A 16,438-nucleotide genomic window follows, 5' to 3' on the forward strand; every position below is an offset into this window, starting at 1 on the left:
GTATGGCATCAGATATTAGGAGTTGCTATGGATGACGGTAAGACGGCTCAGGAGATCCTAGATGAGCTTTCGCCGGAGGCTAAGAAGCTTGCTCAACGCGTTCTAGAGCTTGAGCGAGAGTTTCTGCACATCAAGAATCCTACGATGATCGTTTCTAAGATCGCGGATGCTGCGAAGGAGCTGGTGAAGTGAAGCTGCTCAAGCTCACCCTAAACAACTTCCGTACCTTCTATGGACAGCAGGTCCTCGATCTGAGAGTGGATGACGACAAGCCTGCCATCCTCATCTTCGGTACTAACGGTGCTGGTAAAACAACACTGCTAAACGCCTTCACTTGGGCTCTTTATGGAGCTTACTCCCATGATGTGGAACAGCAGCAGCGTGTTATTCACGATCGCGCCTGGACAGACGCACCCTTTGGAACACCTGTCAGCGCGTCCGTGAAGCTGGAGTTCGAACATGAGGGCACGGTGTTCAGCGTATTGCGTGAAGTGGCGGTGGTAAAGGACTCCAGCGAGCAGAGCCTCGTGTCGGCTCGCCTTGTCGTTACCGAGATTCGGCACGGTGAAAGCGTCAAGGTCGAAAACGGTCAGGACCGGATCGAGAAGATCCTTCCTGAAGGTCTCCGCCGCTTCTTCTTCTTTAATGGTGAACGCATGGAGAAAATGTTCACCGACAATGAGAATAATAGTGAAGTTAAGCAGGCAATCAAGACTCTGCTGGGACTGGAGTCCATCGAACGCGCTATAGCTGACCACTTGCCTGCGGCAGTGAAGAGACTGGGCCGCGATATCAGCAAGGAGGGAGGCGGACGACTTAAGGCTCTTCACGATGAGAAGGAGAGCCTGGAGAAGAAGCAGATGGCAGCTCATGATGAGGCTCTTAAGCTCTCTAGTGATATAAGCAGCTATCAGGCTGAAGTCGATGCAGCTGAGCGGGCGCTACGCGCAAATAGTGAGACCGCGCCTATGCAGAAAGAGCGCCAAGAGATCGGCAAGCGGATCGACCTCGAGTTGCAGAAACTTCAGGAGCGGCAAAATCGTAAGCGAGATCTCATCTCTAAGAGCGGCTTCCTTGCCTTCACCGGCGGTATCGATGAAACCGTCATCGCTCTTGCGGAAGGAATGCGCCGCCGTCGAGAGCTTCCTGCTGGTATCCAGCGTGACTTCATTGATGCGCTTCTGGATGAGGGCGTCTGCATGTGCGGCACGCCTGTCTCAGTAGGTACGCCTGCCTACGATGAGCTGGAAAAGCGTCGTTATAACGCAGGTCTCGCCGATGTAGAGAGTCGGTGGATGTATGTCAGCGGTCAGGTAAAGCATCTATGTGACGAGCGCCATAACCTATCCGAGCAGCTGAAAGAGGTTACTCAGGATATTCAGGAGATTGAGAGCGCGATCACCCGACTTGATGAACAAAAGAGCGAGATCGACCGCAAGCTCGAAGGGGTCGACATTCTGGATGTCCAGCGCTTGGAGCGGCGCCGCAAGGAATTTGATGATAAACGAATCGATGCGCTCGCGGCACACCGGCGCAAGCAGGAGGAAATCGCGGAAATCGACAAAAGCATCGAGACCGTCAAGCGACGTTTTCACTCTGCCGAGGTCCAGGACGAGGCGTCACGTCGTGTTCAGCGCCAGATCAGACTCGTCAATGAGGTATTGGATTCCTTCCGCAAGATCCTCGAGCTCAAGACCGATGAGGTGCGCCGGCAACTTGATGCGAAAATCAAAGAGGTTTTCTCCCGCATTTTCTTTAAAACGTACACGCCGGAGCTCACCGACGGCTTTGAGCTACTGCTGAAGCAGTCTGACGCAGGTGACGCTATCCGTAGTACAGGGGAGAACCAGGTCCTTGGCCTCTCGTTCGTCGGTGCAGTCTCCGAGGTCGCAAAGCAAATGCACGATCGAAAAGCTAAGGGCGATAAGGAGAGCCTTACTGAGGGCGGCATTTACCCGGTCGTCATGGATGCACCATTTGGTAGCCTCGATCTGACCTACCAGGGGAAGGTTTCCGGTGCGCTGCCACGACTGACTTCGCAGATCGTCACTCTGCTCTCACAATCACAGTCTCGAGGCAAGGTCATGGAGAACCTCCAGGGCGCGGCAACTCGCCTGTATGTTCTCCGTGCGGTAACGCCGAATCGTGACGCCGCCGAGGAGACTATCGAGATTAACCATAGAGCCGTTCCATATGTAGTACATGGCGAATTCGAGCACACCGTTCTGGAAGAGGTAGCTATCTAATGGCGGCGGATGAGCGCTTCCGGAGGCCTGCCGAGCATGAGCGGCTGCTGAACGATCTCACGGCCAAGGATGGTCCTTTCCGTGCAATGGTTGACGCACTAATGTTCGCGGCGGCACTTGGCTGTCGAAAAGGTCGGCGAGAGCCTTTTGAGAAGGCTGGCGAAGCGATCCGGCTGTCCCTGATGGAAGGCCGCCAGTATGGTGATGTGCTTATAGACATGGTCGCGGCTTCCGAAGTCCAAGATGATCCGAAGATCCTCGCCGATGACCGGCTAAGTGAGCGCATTAAGATCTTTGAGGATTATGCCAACGGAGGCCTGTACTACCTCCAGGGTGAGATCAACGCGAGAGGTAGCAACGACCTCACCGCGATCGTCAGTAGCTTGGTAGTGGACGCTTTGGCCGCTCCGCCGAAACAAGAGATCACTGGCTCAGATCTGCTGGAGCTAGCTGAGCTCGATTACTGAACGCCATCGCGAGATTTCATGATCCACTGAGTGTGGCGGCATTATGGTGGATCGGTGACTCTGACGGGGCAGCAGACAGGCGGCGCTTGGGAGAGCGAGCGTCGCCTCACGGCGATTGGCAGGACAGCGCTCTCAGTGCCCGCCCGTCAGGCCGTGATTGACCAGCAGATCACTCCTGAGCACTCAGTTCTGGATTACGGGTGCGGGAGAGGGGATGACGTTCGAGCGCTCCAGGGCATGGACATCAGGGCGACCGGGTGGGACCCTCACTTTCATCCCGGTGGGTGCATCGGCCCTGCGGACGTGGTGCTTCTTACCTATGTCCTCAATGTCATCGAGGACCCGGAAGAGCGACGCCGTACTCTCATTGACGCGTGGCGACTCGCAAGCGAGACGCTCGTGGTGTCGACCCGTCTCACCTGGGAAAAGGCCAAGGTCAAAGGCGAGAGCTTCGGCGATGGAGTGATCACTAGCCGGCGAACATTCCAGCACCTGTTTAGCGCGAGTGAGCTTCGCAGCTACGTCGAAGCTGCGGCTGGTGTGCGGTGCGTTTCAGCCTCTCCCGGAGTCGTTTATGCCTTCAAACGAGACGAGGCGCGTCTCAGCTACCTGGCGCGTCGAATTGCTCCCGCAGCCACATGGCTCGCCTCCGATGACGCCGCCTCTGCGATCGCCTCGGTGGTCGACTACACCGAGCAGCGTGGGCGAGTACCGCGGATGGAGGAGATGCCAGCACAGATGGTGGAGCTCCTTGCCCACCTGAGCAGTTCGGAGCTCCATCGACTTGTACGTTCTTCCGCTGACCTCGACAAGGTAGCGGAAGGGGGAAGACGATCGACTCTGACGACGCTGCTCTTCCTTGGCGTGGAACTTTTCAATGGCCGGGGCCCTTTCAGCTGCCTTCCGCTCTCGGTGCAGCTTGATGTGAGAGCGTTCTTCAGCTCCTACAAGGAAGCATGTCAGCGTTCTGATCGGCTGCTGCTCAAACTCCGCGACGATGCCTACGTCCGTGGCGCTATGAACGGGTCCAGAGTTGGAAAGATCACCCCGACGGCTCTGTACGTTCACCGTCGTGCGGTCGATCACATGCCCGTTGTGCTGAGGCTGTACGAACACTGCGCCTCGATTGCGGCGGGCCGCCCCCAAGAGTGGACGATCGCAAAGCTCCGGCACCAGGGCAGAGGAGTGAGCTGGCTGGACTATCCGGAGTTCGACACGGATCCACATCCGCGGTTGCGATCCTCGTACATGGTCGATCTCGCTACGTTCAAGACCTCGTTCGCCTCTTATTGCGAGTCCGAGAACAGACCGCTGCTGCATCGCAAACACGAGTTCCTGCACCCGGATGACCCGAACGTACCGAAGTACCGGCGGCTCACAGAGAGCGAGCTCCGAGTCGGCCTCTACGCCAATCCTCACCTCATCGGAACCGAGCAGGGCTGGGAAGCCGAGCTTCTCCGATGCGGTCGGCAGCTCCGCGGCCACCGATTGATCATGCGGAAATGATGCCGGACTGGTAGTCGGCGATCACGCTCGTGAACTCATCGATGTCCAGCTCGTTCGCCTGGTCGGGAAACCATGAGAGCCGCAGGCCATTACTGGCCTGCTGCTCCGGGAGCCCCATCGCGGCCAGGACGTGGCTGGGGGTGTAGGACGCGCTCGTGCACGCAGACCCCGTGGCTACTGCAGCGTAGCTCTTCAGCTGGAGGATCAAGGCTTCGGTGTCCACATCGTCGAACGACAGGTTGAGGATGTGCGGCACCACGTGATCTTGATCGCCATGGAGATGGAACCGCGTCTTGCCGAGCCCGGTCAGCAGCCGCGAGCGAAACTCTTCGGCCGCCGCCAGCCACTTCGCGCGATCGGCTTCGAACACCTCAAGTGCCTTGGCCAGGCCCATGATGAGGGGGACAGGCAGAGTCCCGGGCCTGAGCTTGCGCTCCTGCCCGCCTCCGAACATCAGTGGAGTCAGCGGAACGGTATCCCGGCCCCGACGGCGGATCAGTAGGCCACCCACCCCCTTGGGTGCACCGACCTTGTGCCCACTGAAGCTGATGAGATCGATCGGGGCGCGGAGGCCGTCCGGTAGCTTCCCGAACCCCTGAGCCGCATCCACATGGAAGTAGGTAGGAGTGGACCGAAGATGCTCGGCGAGCGCGGCGACTGGCTGAATGATGCCGGTCTCGTTGTTCACCTGCATGATCGAGACAAGGAGAGTGTCTGGCCGCAAGCGCTCCAGTACGGCTTCCTCGCTTACTCGACCCGATGGTCCGGGCTCGATCAGCTCCACCTCGAACCCGCGGGACTGCAAGTGCTCGAGCGGCTCAAGAACGGCTTTGTGCTCGATGGCGCTGCTGATGATGTGGCGTCGCCCGTGCTTGCTCCCATGGGCTGCCAGACCGAGGATGGCGATGTTGTTGCTCTCGGTGGCGCCGCTGGTGAAAATCAGCTCATCTGGACGAGCAGCGAGGTGGGCGGCGATGCTTTCGCGGGCGCGGGCGACAGCCTTCTTGGCACGCGTGCCGTACCCATGGGTGCGGGAGCCGGCATTGCCGAAGTCTTCGCTCATCCAGTGCAGGACGACCTCAGCTACCTCGGGCAGCACCCTTGTCGTTGCAGCGGCGTCCAGGTAGGCGACCACGGTCCTCACCAGCTCCCAGGTTGTTGGGTCAGGTCACGTGTGTACGTTAAATCAGTGACGTACATACGCTACCGTGTATCGAGTGGCAACACACGCGCTGGCTCAGCATGGTGGGGAAGCGACCACCGCAGGCTTCGAGTACATCTTCCCGGCGATTCGGGGTGTACAGGCGGGGCGTGAGTATTACGTCTCGATGTGTCCTCTACGCCTGATACCCAAGATCTTTTTGTTCGATGAGGACGAGTTGGCACCGGAAGTCCGGGCACAGCGCATCCTGAACAAGGGACGGGTCCCTGCCCTTGCACGGTACATCCTTGAGAACCCTGATGATTACGTCTTCAGCGCGCTTACCGCCTCTGTCGACGGGGTGATGCGGTTCGTGGGTGTCTCGGCTCAGGGACCCGGCATGCGGGTCGGCCAGCTCCACATACCCATGGCATCACGCTTCCTGATCAACGATGGCCAGCACCGCCGCGCAGCCATCGAGGCCGCGTTGAAGGAGAACCAGGCGCTGGGTGATGAGACCATCGCCGTGGTGTTCTTCCACGATGCCGGGCTTGAGCGCAGCCAGCAGATGTTCGCGGACCTCAACCGCCACGCCGTACGGCCTGCTCGCTCCATCGGAGTCCTCTACGATCATCGAGACGAGTTGTCGCAGCTGACCCGGCTGCTCGCGCTGAAGAGCCCGGTGTTCCGCAACTTCGTTGAGATGGAGAGCAGCAACCTTTCTGCCCGGTCCCGAAAGCTGTTCACCCTCAGCGCTCTGTACTCCGCAACGAGCGCTCTGCTCCAAGGCCTGGAGCTCAACAGCAAAGATGCGGAGCGGCTGTCGTGGGGCTTCTGGGAGGCGGTAGACGAGCTGATCCCGGACTGGGGCGAGGTCCGAAGCCGATCTCTCTCCGCGGCGGAGGTCCGCAGACAGTACCTCCATACGCACGGGATCGCGCTCCACGCGCTAGGACTGCTCGGGAACACGCTGCTCCACGAATCGCCTGATCCGGAGGAGTGGAAGCCTCGTCTGGCGCCGCTCCGAGACGTCGACTGGTCTCGAACCAACCCCGACTGGGAGGGACGAGCGATCATCGGCGGCCGCGTCTCGAAGAATCATCAAAATGTCGTACTGACAGTGAATCATCTGCGGCAGCGACTCGGCCTCGAACTGAATGTCGAAGAGCGACAAGCAGAGGCCGCTTACCAGCGAGGAGAGCGATGAGCACCCCGACGCGCAGCGCCGTCATGCTGAACACGCCGGCTCGGCGAGTGATCCCGTTCGAGGCCCGGGGTGGGCTCGCCGCAGTCGTGAGCGAGCTCACCGCGGAGATTCAGGAGCTCTACCTCGCAGATCATGTGCCGTGGGTGGTGGGGTACAGCGGTGGTAAGGACTCGACCGCGGTGCTGCAGCTCGTCTGGATGGCCTTGCAAGGGCTGAGCGCCGAGCAGCGCACCAAGCCGGTATACGTCATCAGTACGGACACTCTTGTTGAGAACCCTGTCGTGGCCGCTTGGGTTACCCAATCCCTGAAGACCATGGGCAAGGCAGCGGAGGAGCAGCAGCTTCCGATGCAGCCGAACCGCTTGACGCCAGAAGTGAAGGACACGTTCTGGGTCGGGCTCATCGGGAAGGGATACCCAGCTCCTCGGCCTAAGTTCCGCTGGTGCACGGAGCGATTGAAGATCCGTCCGTCCAACTCCTTCATCCGTCGGGTCGTCCACGATCACGGCGAGGCGATCCTGGTGCTGGGCATCCGTAAGGCAGAGAGCCAAGCACGTGCTCGGGTGATGGAGAAGCATGAGAAGCGGCGGGTGCGGGACCGGCTTTCGCCCAACGGCAACCTTCCCAACTCCCTCGTCTACAGCCCCATTGAGGAGTGGAGCAACGACGAGGTCTGGACCTTCCTCATGCAGCAGCCCAACCCGTGGGGACATCCGAACAAGGATCTCCTCACCATGTACCAGGGCGCATCCAGCGATGGCGAGTGCCCGCTGGTCGTCGACAACACCACGCCTTCGTGTGGTGACAGCCGGTTCGGCTGCTGGACGTGCACTCTCGTCGACAAGGATAAATCCATGTCGGCAATGATCCAGAATGACGAGGAGAAGGAGTGGATGCTCCCTCTTCTGGAGCTGCGAGACGAGCTCGATGTCGCTGATGACAGCCATCTTCGTGACTTCCGCAAGATGAACGGAAGCATCCAGCTCTTCCACGACCGTGCGGTTCCCGGTCCGTATACCCAGAAGGCCCGTGAGGACTGGCTGAGCAAGTTGCTCAACGCTCAGACCTGGATCCGTCAGAACGCCCCGGACTATGTCCGCAACATCGAGCTTGTCACCATGGATGAGCTGCACGAGATCCGGCGGATCTGGGTCTTCGAGAAGCACGAGGTGGAAGACTCGCTTCCCCGGATCTACAAGAAGGAGACCGGAGAAGCGTTCCCCGGAGGACCGTTGGACCAGCACCTCGCGGTTGCGGCCGATGAAGTTGAGCTGCTCCGCGAAGTCTGCGATGGGGACGAACTTCACTTCAAGACGATGCGCGAACTGCTCGCGGTCGAGCGCAAGTTCCGCACGATGACCCGGCGCTCGGGGCTCTTCGAAGCGCTGGAGAGCACGATCAAGCGAGGGTACTACGTGGACGCGGACGATGCGTTGGAGCTCGCCCGTCGCAACCACCAGAACAAGATCGCCCCCGAACTCTCGCTCCTGGACGAAGAGAGCACCGATGCTCCTGCATGAGATCACCCTTGAGAACTTCGGCGCCTACAAGGGCAAGCAAGTACTCACTTTGAGTCCCAAGCCTGGTAGGCCGATCATTCTAATCGGGGGACTCAACGGGTGCGGTAAGACCACGCTGCTAGATGCCATCCAGCTGGTTCTTTATGGCTCGCGGGCGCGTTGCAGCAGTAGGGGGACTCGCTCCTACGAGGTGTTCCTTCGCGACAGCGTGAACCGGCAGGCCAGCCCCAAACAGGCGAGCGTCAAGCTCTGGTTCTCCACCACTGTTGAGGGAGAGCAACGCCACTATCGGATCGAGCGCTTCTGGCGGGTCAACGGTAAGAGCGTCCGTGAGTCGCTCATGGTCTTCGTCAACGGTGAGCACGACAAGGCCATCAGCGAGGCATGGGCGGACTATGTCGAGGATCTGCTGCCTCTCGAAGTCGCCTCCTTGTTCTTCTTCGATGGCGAGAAGATCGAGTCGCTCGCCGATCCCGAGCGCGCGGCCCCGGTCATCGAATCAGCAGTTCAGTCGCTCCTTGGGGTCAATACTGTCGAGCAGCTCCGTACGGATCTCCTCGCATTGCAGCGCCGGCAGAAGGTGAGCGATGAGGACAAGGCTGCTCTAGACCTGATCACTTCTATCGAGACTCAGCTCGAAGAGAATGAGGTGGCGAGAGCTGATGCCCACCAGCGGGTGGCATCGGCCAAAGCAACCCTCCTCCACGCTCGGAAAGATCTGAAGGACATCGAGGCGACCTTCGCGAAGGAAGGTGGTGATCTCTTCCGCCGCAGAGCTGAGCTACAGGCGCAGAAGGATCATGCCGAGAAGCGCCTCGTGAGTGTGAATGAGACTCTCTCCAACGTGACAGCAGCAGGTCCGCTTCCTCTTCTTCTGCTTAAGCCCCAACTGGACGCCTTGCAGGCCCAGGTCGCCCGTGAGGAGGAAGCAGCTCGCGAGGAGCAGATCCTCGATGCCCTGCAGGATAGGGACAAGGAGATCATCTCTCTGCTCAGTGACAAGGTCGCCCCTGGACCGCTAGAGCAGGTGATTCGTTTCCTTGATGAAGATCGTCAGAAGCGGGTAGCCAGCGCGGACACCCCCAGAGTGATCCAAATGTCTGTTACTGGGATCCAGCAGCTTCACTCCTTGGACCAGGTCCTCGACAGCGAGTGGCATCGTGCGCAGGAACTCCTCACAGAGGCCTCCGATCTCCGTGACCAGCTGGACTCACTTGATCGCCAGCTTGCCGGGGTCCCGGCGGAGGACGCGATCGCCGATCTCGTGGAGCAGCAAGACAACACACGCCGACGGGTACACGAGCTAGAGCGGGACCTGCACGCCCTCGAGGAAGTCCACGGCGCGCGTGTTCGTGAGCAGGAGAACCTAATGGCTGCCCGGGAGCGGGCGTATGCCAAGCGAGCGAACGACCTGGCGAAGATCGAGCATCGCTCACGCGTCATGTCCTACTCAGACCGCGCACGTAACACGCTCGAGAAGTTCGGCGATCTACTTCTGCGCCGCCATATCAGCCGTCTCGAAGTCGCAGTGCTGGATAGCTTCATGCGCTTGATGCGCAAGGAAGGGCTCATCGAGGACCTGCGCATCGACACGAACAAGTTCACGCTGACCCTAGTGGGCGTGGACGGGGAGGAACTCGACCCCGCACGGCTCAGTGCCGGCGAACGCCAGCTACTCGCAGTGTCCTTGCTCTGGGGCCTGGCTCGAGTGGCAGGCAGCCGGTTGCCTAGCGTGATCGACACCCCGCTCGGGCGCCTCGACAGCCGCCACCGGCAGAACCTGGTTGAGCGCTACTTCCCCCAGGCAAGCCACCAAGTCCTGCTGCTATCTACTGACGAGGAGATCGACGATGAGCTCCTGAACAGACTGATTCCAGCGATCGCTCAGACCTACACACTGGTTCACGACGACAGCACGTTCACAACCATGATCGAGCGCGGATACGGATGGGGGTCAACTAAGTATGTCGCTTGACACGATTCGGTTGTCACAGCCTGCGAAGGACCATCTCGTCAAGCTTAAGCGTGCCACTGGGATTAAGAACTGGAATGTCCTTTGTCGTTGGGCGCTCGCTTTCTCGCTAGCTGACCCGTCGACGCCGTTGGTGAAAGACATCGTGACGGATTCGAATATTGAGATGACATGGAAGACTCTTACCGGGACCTTTGGTGACGTCTATTTATCCCTACTGAAGCAACGCTGTGCGGTCGATGGTGAACCCCTTGCCGAAGAATCTGTTTCTAAAATCTTGAGCATCCATTTGCATCGTGGTATTGGCTATCTGGCCGGCCGTCGCGAGCTTGCAGATGTTAGCGATCTCGTGTCTATGTCTATGGCTGTAGTCAAAAAGAATTAAAAAACAATATTTTTGGTAGTATGCCTATCATGGCTCGATGATTAAATGTAATTGCCACAAAAGTTTAATTTTGCTTATTTAAATCACTGGCGGCGAGACGCCATTGAGAGATAAGTTCTCGCCGTCAGTGATCTGATTATTCGCCGAGTAGATCTTCCAGGCTTGCAGCTGGCACATTTTCGGATGTGCTGTCGTCGTCTTCGGTGATCACCGTGTCAGTATTATCGGAGGATTCCTCGACGGTAGTAAGGGCTTCCGGGGACTTGTCGAGCGAAGAAAGCCACTGCTCATATGAATCCTCGGGCAGATAAAACCAGTCCTTCAGTGCTCGCTTGATCGAGTTGCTTGCCGCCTGCTGAGCCTCCACGCGAAGCTTCGCCTCGGCGGAACCTGGCTTGCTTGTCTTTAGCGCCTTAAGTTGCTGGTCGGTACACAGCTTCAGGTATAGCTCTCGAGCAGAGCTAATCATCTGGTCGAAGCGGGACCGATCGGTGAACCACGACGAGATGTTCTCCCAGGCTGCCGGAGTGTCCAGCGCCTGCATCCAAAAGTATCGGAAGAAAACCGACTGAGCAGTATCCATGTTTGAAATCTGGTTCAACGGATGATTGACCTCAGTCTTGCTGAACGCGAGCCTGCGATCCTTTGCCTTACCTTGGTCTTGAGCGAAATAGGTGTTCCAGCCTTTCACCAACGCCTCAGCGAACGCAGGCAGGGCTTTGATATCCGCGCCGCCAGGCTGTTCTTTGCGAAGTTGCCACAGCGACCCTAGAACCAGCACCAGACCAAGCTGGCAGGCATGTGTGTTGAACACCGCGTAGGCGGCCTTTGACTTCTTAAGAGTTTCGGCTCTGCCGGATTCCAGGAATGCCTGGGCTCGGTAAGTCTCGAAGCTTTCCTCGCGAGCCCGTAGGGCTTCCCATGCCTTTATTACGTCCGACTTGGTTGCCCTTGTCCCGAGTGTCTTATTTTCCTGATAGTGCTCATAGCTGTCCCGTAGCGTCCAGAACACACCGACGCCGCCGAATAGTGCGTCATGGGCGAGGGTCAACCCAGTGTCGTCGACATGCCAGTCATCTTTCAAGAGTGTTAGTGCTTTGGCATGTGCGGCATATGGGGCTGTCTTCGATAGAACCGTTAAAATGCCGCGGCCCCAGGTCTCGGCGAACCGGTCGCTGATCGTATCTGCTTGGCCGATGGGGAATTCGGAGTTTCCGATCCTGTCCCGCTGGTAGGAGAAACCGCCGTCCTCAAACTGGGCTGGGAAGAGGCTGGTTAATTCTAGCTGCTCCCGCATGAAAGCGTCCTGCTCAGTAGGGCTTGGTCGACCCCCAAACCTCAAGGTTACGTCCTTAAGGTATTTCGGCGGACCGAATATGCAGCGGTCCACCGTCGATTTTAAGAGATTGATGTTCGTTAACACCGACCAGCGCGCAGGGCGGCTGGAGTTGACTTCAGGATTGTCGTATTCAACCGCGTACAGGGGCAGATAGGACTCGTCTTGTCCGTTTCGGAGCTCGCTAAGTAGTCGTCGCGTCAGTACATTGCTCAACTCGGCATCGGACAGCAGGATGATGCGAGACTCGGATGGAGGGCGAGCCTCCTTGTTGACGTCCACAAAGAGCTTGCGCGCGGCCTCGTGCGGCTTGGCGCCTTCCCCGGTTTGGTCGGGGAACCAGCAGACTGTCACCGGCACCTCGACCTTGCTCAGGTCCAGTTCGCCATGGTTGAAATCCTGCAGCGCTTGCCTGACCTGATTCTCGTAGAACGATCTGAACCTGGCCCCGGCGGAGTTCTGCCAGCTATTTGTCATTGTGCGCTCAACAGCGAGGAGCGCCATCGCACGGTGTTGTCCGTCCAAGACGACTAGCTGTGACTCAGTCTTGTTCCACCATAGTTTTCCGACACTCGCTGGGTGCAGCCGATCGTTACTACCGAGGAGCCGCTGCACCTGGAACGAGGTCCCCGCCTGTTCCTGTGCCCACCTTGCACCATCGTCCTCGACCACCGTCTGCATATCTAAGTCTGGAAAGTGTGATGGGCGCTTGTGGCGGAATGGAAGCAGCACCGCCACGATCGGAGGGAAGAACGCAGGACCAGTTGCCTGAGGTTTCAACAGATACGGAATAAGGCTGACTGCCACTCTATGGTCGTCTAGGTCACGCTGCAGAAGCTGATTGAAATCAAGATCTCCTGCCTCCATGATTTCCCGTACCGGAGACAAGCTCTTGGTCAGCTGACGTTCTGGGTCGTCAGAGTCCTCACCAAGCCGAGCTTTGGTCATGAGGTAGTCCACTCGGCCAGCTGGCGTAGAGAAGCTTCCCCACGTGCCCTGCACATAATCACGGAACGTAAGCTTGGTACCTGAGCCGAACATCACTATTGCCTTCCCAAAATCGGTGAGTACAGCCGATGTAGAAGCCACTCAGCTGACTCGGCCGTGTTCCGCAAATGCTTCTTCGTCACTTCGTCGTTCTCCTCGTCAGCCAGGTCGATAATCCAAGCTTCGAGGTGTTCCATTGCAATGCTCCGGGCAGCAGCACGCTGACCGAAGTTCTTCCCTCGAGCACGGATTATCTCCGCATCCTCAGGGTGCTCCCGCAGCCAGTCGTGGGTCCGAGTGTAATCCATGCGATGCTTACGAAGCCGCTCCTGTAAGTTCGTTGCAACGCCGATATACAGAGGAGACGAGAACACGGGAGAGGCTCTGTGGAGGATGCTCGACATCACTCGGCGCCTCTCTTCGGTGTCGAGTGATCCCACCAACGTCTCAAGTCGTTGTAGCAAGTCGTCATCCCCAGGTTGAGCACCTTCTGTAGGCTCACGAAGGGGATAGTCTAGCTCTAGAGAGCCCTCCCATTTTGCTCCGTACGATCCTCTGCCACTCAGGTTGATTGGCATTGGCTCATAGTATCCAGCGTACTTGCGTAACAGGTTCAAGAAGCTCCCAATTGCTTGATCGCCATCTGCGCTGGGCTTGGTCTTCCAGTCATGTGGGCCAGCACGAAAACTGACATACCAGGCATAAAGACCTGGTGACTCCGGGGCCTGATCGACATCGAGCATTGAAAAATGGCTGAGTTGGACACTGTCTGTCACTGTGTGCTGCCCTGTCCTTGCCTCGACTCCAGGATGATTTAGAGGTCATGTTCCGTACTCATACCCCACGGCGTTGATCTCCAGACTACGTGCAGACCGCGACAAATGTAGATCAAATCATGGTAGCGGGTGGCTTGTGGCGGCTCTTTGAACATGACGGGAGCGGAAGGCGCCCGCCGGGCCGTTAGCCTCGGACTTTCACGGTGAATTTCGCCGAGCTTGATCGTTTACATGAGAAAAGTGCCTGTGACCTGGAAGGATCGGACTTGTCTAAGGTCCCGTCCCCACCAGTCCACGAGGCACTTTTCACGTGAAGACCACCCCTTCCCACCGCAAGATCACCGTGTCCGCCGACGGCCCCGGCCTCATCTCCCACACCGGCGGCCTGCTCCTGCTCGAGACCCTGCGCACCACCGGCCTGGACCAGGCCCTCTCCGAGCACCTGCAGCCCTGGCGGACCGCCCGCGCGATCCACGACCCCGGCAAGACCATCACCGACCTCGCCCTCCCCTCGCCCTCGGCGGCGACTGCCTGGCCGACCTCGCCCTGCTGCGCACCCAACCGGAACTGTTCGGCCCCGTCGCCTCCGATCCCACCGTCTCCCGGCTCATCGACCGGCTCGCCGCCGACTCCACCCGGGCGTTGAAGGCCATCCGTGCCGCCCGCGCCACCGCTCGTGCCCGCGCCTGGCACCTGGCCGGACCCGCGGCTCCCGGCGCGGACGGCGAGCTGATCCCGATCGATCTGGACGCCACCATCGTCATCGCCCACTCCGACAAACAGCACGCGGCCCCGACCTGGAAGAAGACCTTCGGCTTCCACCCCTTGACCGTCTTCGCCGACCACGGCGCCGCCGGTTCCGGTGAACCCCTGGCCATCATGCTGCGGCCCGGCAACGCCGGCTCCAACACCGCCGCCGACCACATCACCGCCGTCCGCCTGGCCCAGGCCCAACTACCGCAACACCTCCGCCGCCAGGTATTGATCCGCACCGACGCCGGCGGTGGCACCCGCCCGTTCCTGTTCTGGCTGAGCAGGCCCGGCCGATGGCTGAAGTACTCGATCGGCTTCACCCTCACCGACGACATCGGCGCCGCGATCCTCCGCCTCCCGGCCACCGCATGGACACCGGCCTACGACGCAGACGGCCAGGTCCGGGCCGGCGCGTGGGTTGCCGAGATCACCGGCATGCTGGAGCTGGCCGACTGGCCGAAGGGCATGCGCGTCATCGTCCGCAAAGAACGCCCGCATCCAGGCGCGCAGCTGCGCTTCACCGATATCGACGGGCATCGCTTCACCTGCTTCGTCACCAACACCCGCGGCGGCCAGCTCGCCGACCTGGAACTGCGCCACCGCCGCCGGGCACGTTGCGAGGACCGCATCCGCTGCGCCAAGGACACCGGCCTGGCCAACCTGCCGCTGCACGACTTCGCCCAGAACGAGATCTGGTGCGAACTCGTCGCGCTGGCCTGCGAGCTGATCACGTGGATGCAGCTGCTCGCCCTGGACGGGCCGGCCCGCCGATACGAGCCCAAACGTCTGCGGCTGCGCCTGCTGGCGGTGGCCGGGCGGCTGGTCCGCGGGGGGCGCCGTGTCCGTCTGCGCCTCGCCGCACGCTGGCCCTGGGCTGATCAGATCGCCACTGCGGTCGCCCGCCTGCAAGCCTTGCCTGCACCGACCTGACCAGCGGAAACCCGTGTTCACGACGAGCAGGAGGAATCCAACGGGCCAGTAGAGCCCCACCCACCCGGCGCGACAGCCGAGTGATTGCGCTGGTCAGGTCGCGAAAACACACCGTAGCCGAACGCTTCAGCCGACCACACGAAGATCGTGAAAGATCAAGGCTAGTAGGCCTGGCTGGCTGCGGTGGACCGTGCGATCGGCGGGGCCGTCGGTATGAGCTCCGAGGACCTCATCGCCTTCGCTCGGCTCGCCGACGCCGTGATTACCGGCGAGGCGGACCATCAGGGGTCCAGTGGAGCCGGCTCCCGGAGTGACGCCCGCCACCGGTTCCGGTCCCAGGACCCGGGCTTACTTCGCGCCGCCCGCCCGCCAGTAGCCGCAGAACATGATGTGCTCCTTCGGCACGCCCGCGCCGACCCAGTGGCGGCGCAGGGCGACGGGCAGGGCCTGCTCGCCCACCACCCAGCCGAAGAACGGCTCGGCCGGCACCGGCAGCTCCCGGGCGGCGGCCAGCGCCGCCCGGCCGGGCACCTCGTGCGGGTCCTCGCGCGGCAGCCAGGTCACCTCCACCCCGGCGGGCGCGTCGAGGTCCTGCCGGTCCTCCGGGGAGGGCAGCTCGATGAGGGCCCGGCCTTCGGCGTCGCGGGGGAGTGAGCCGAGGATGGCGGCGGCGGCGGGCAGGCCGGTCTCGTCGGTCACCAGCATGACGCGGCGCGTCCCCACCGGGGGGTTGAAGGTGACGCCCTCGTCCAGGATCGCTACCTGATCGCCCTAGCGGCAGGTGAGCGCCCAGGTGGAGGCCGGACCTGCGGTCCCCTCCCCGGGCGAGCCGTGCAGCACGAAGTCCACGTCCAGCTCGGGGCCTCCGGCGCCTCCGGGACGGTAGGCGCGCACCGAGTAGTTGTGCAGGACGGGACGCGAGTGCTTGGGGATGGTGAGGTAGCGGGCGTAGGACAGCATGGTCAGCTTGCCGGGCAGCCGGGACAGGGAGCCGTCGGAGACCGGGAGGAACAGCCGGAACCACTGGTCGTAGCCCATCGGGGTGAAGCGGCCGATGTCCCCCTCCCCGAGGGTGACGCGCACGAAGTGGGGAGAGATCCGCTCGCTCCGCAGCACCCGCAGGGTGAGCAGCTCGGAGACCGCGGGCTTGACGCGCATCGCGTTCACGCTGGACTTCGCCATGGACACTCCTCGGCCTCGCGGAGGCGATCT

At 60.5% G+C, this 16,438-nt stretch carries 12 protein-coding genes and 1 pseudogene; 9 read left to right on the plus strand and 4 right to left on the minus strand.

Going from position 1 to position 16,438, the window contains the following annotated elements:
• The first annotated feature begins 27 nt into the window (after positions 1-27).
• From IEZ07_RS00310 to IEZ07_RS00325, 4 genes are read left to right on the plus strand one after another with little or no spacing between them, the layout of a single operon-like run.
• Complete coding sequence (locus tag IEZ07_RS00310; RefSeq protein WP_191892947.1) at positions 28-192, plus strand: hypothetical protein; 165 nt, start codon at positions 28-30, stop codon at positions 190-192.
• Positions 189-2,246: an AAA family ATPase gene (locus tag IEZ07_RS00315; protein WP_191892948.1), complete on the plus strand. Its 2,058-nt coding sequence runs from the start codon at positions 189-191 to the stop codon at positions 2,244-2,246. The genes IEZ07_RS00310 and IEZ07_RS00315 overlap by 4 nt, the downstream gene beginning before the upstream one ends.
• Positions 2,246-2,713, plus strand: coding sequence for a DNA phosphorothioation-associated protein 4 (locus IEZ07_RS00320; RefSeq protein ID WP_191892949.1), 468 nt, complete (start codon positions 2,246-2,248; stop codon positions 2,711-2,713). The genes IEZ07_RS00315 and IEZ07_RS00320 overlap by 1 nt, the downstream gene beginning before the upstream one ends.
• 54 nt (positions 2,714-2,767) lie before the next feature.
• Complete coding sequence (locus tag IEZ07_RS00325; RefSeq protein ID WP_239319203.1) at positions 2,768-4,219, plus strand: DNA phosphorothioation-associated putative methyltransferase; 1,452 nt, start codon at positions 2,768-2,770, stop codon at positions 4,217-4,219.
• Here the strand turns inward: IEZ07_RS00325 and dndA are convergent.
• Entirely contained in the window at positions 4,206-5,354 is a 1,149-nt protein-coding gene (gene dndA / locus IEZ07_RS00330) for a cysteine desulfurase DndA (protein ID WP_191892950.1), read from the minus strand. The two genes, IEZ07_RS00325 and dndA, sit on opposite strands and share 14 nt — an antisense overlap.
• Positions 5,355-5,436: 82 nt before the next feature.
• On the opposite strand from dndA, the gene dndB reads away from it, so the two are divergent.
• From dndB to dndE, 4 genes are read left to right on the plus strand one after another with little or no spacing between them, the layout of a single operon-like run.
• On the plus strand, positions 5,437-6,567 hold the full coding sequence (gene dndB, locus IEZ07_RS00335; RefSeq protein WP_239319206.1) for a DNA sulfur modification protein DndB: 1,131 nt from the start codon (positions 5,437-5,439) through the stop codon (positions 6,565-6,567).
• Entirely contained in the window at positions 6,564-8,087 is a 1,524-nt protein-coding gene (gene dndC / locus IEZ07_RS00340) for a DNA phosphorothioation system sulfurtransferase DndC (RefSeq protein WP_239319208.1), read from the plus strand. The genes dndB and dndC overlap by 4 nt, the downstream gene beginning before the upstream one ends.
• Entirely contained in the window at positions 8,074-10,062 is a 1,989-nt protein-coding gene (gene dndD / locus IEZ07_RS00345) for a DNA sulfur modification protein DndD (RefSeq protein ID WP_191892951.1), read from the plus strand. Before dndC ends, dndD begins: the two co-directional genes overlap by 14 nt.
• A complete protein-coding gene (gene dndE / locus IEZ07_RS00350) occupies positions 10,052-10,444 on the plus strand; it encodes a DNA sulfur modification protein DndE (protein ID WP_191892952.1) in 393 nt (130 codons plus the stop codon). Before dndD ends, dndE begins: the two co-directional genes overlap by 11 nt.
• Before the next feature lie 136 nt (positions 10,445-10,580).
• On the opposite strand, the gene IEZ07_RS00355 is transcribed toward dndE, so the two are convergent.
• Positions 10,581-12,740 carry a ParB N-terminal domain-containing protein gene (locus IEZ07_RS00355; protein WP_239319220.1) on the minus strand — a complete coding sequence of 720 codons (2,160 nt, stop codon included), beginning with the start codon at positions 12,738-12,740 and terminating at the stop codon, positions 10,581-10,583.
• 1,113 nt (positions 12,741-13,853) lie between these two features.
• Here IEZ07_RS00355 and IEZ07_RS00360 point away from each other — a divergent pair.
• Positions 13,854-15,226 (plus strand): annotated as a pseudogene (locus IEZ07_RS00360) (IS1380 family transposase).
• A 348-nt stretch (positions 15,227-15,574) separates the two neighbouring features.
• Here IEZ07_RS00360 and IEZ07_RS35375 read toward each other — a convergent pair.
• Both IEZ07_RS35375 and IEZ07_RS35380 read right to left on the minus strand, forming a co-directional pair.
• On the minus strand, positions 15,575-15,949 hold the full coding sequence (locus IEZ07_RS35375) for a siderophore-interacting protein (protein ID WP_204054188.1): 375 nt from the start codon (positions 15,947-15,949) through the stop codon (positions 15,575-15,577).
• Positions 15,950-15,997: 48 nt separating this feature from the next.
• On the minus strand, positions 15,998-16,408 hold the full coding sequence (locus tag IEZ07_RS35380; protein WP_204054189.1) for a siderophore-interacting protein: 411 nt from the start codon (positions 16,406-16,408) through the stop codon (positions 15,998-16,000).
• Positions 16,409-16,438 lie beyond the last annotated feature (30 nt).

The sequence above is a fragment of the Planomonospora parontospora genome (genome assembly GCA_014647935.1).
Classification (GTDB): Bacteria; Actinomycetota; Actinomycetes; order Streptosporangiales; family Streptosporangiaceae; genus Planomonospora; species Planomonospora parontospora.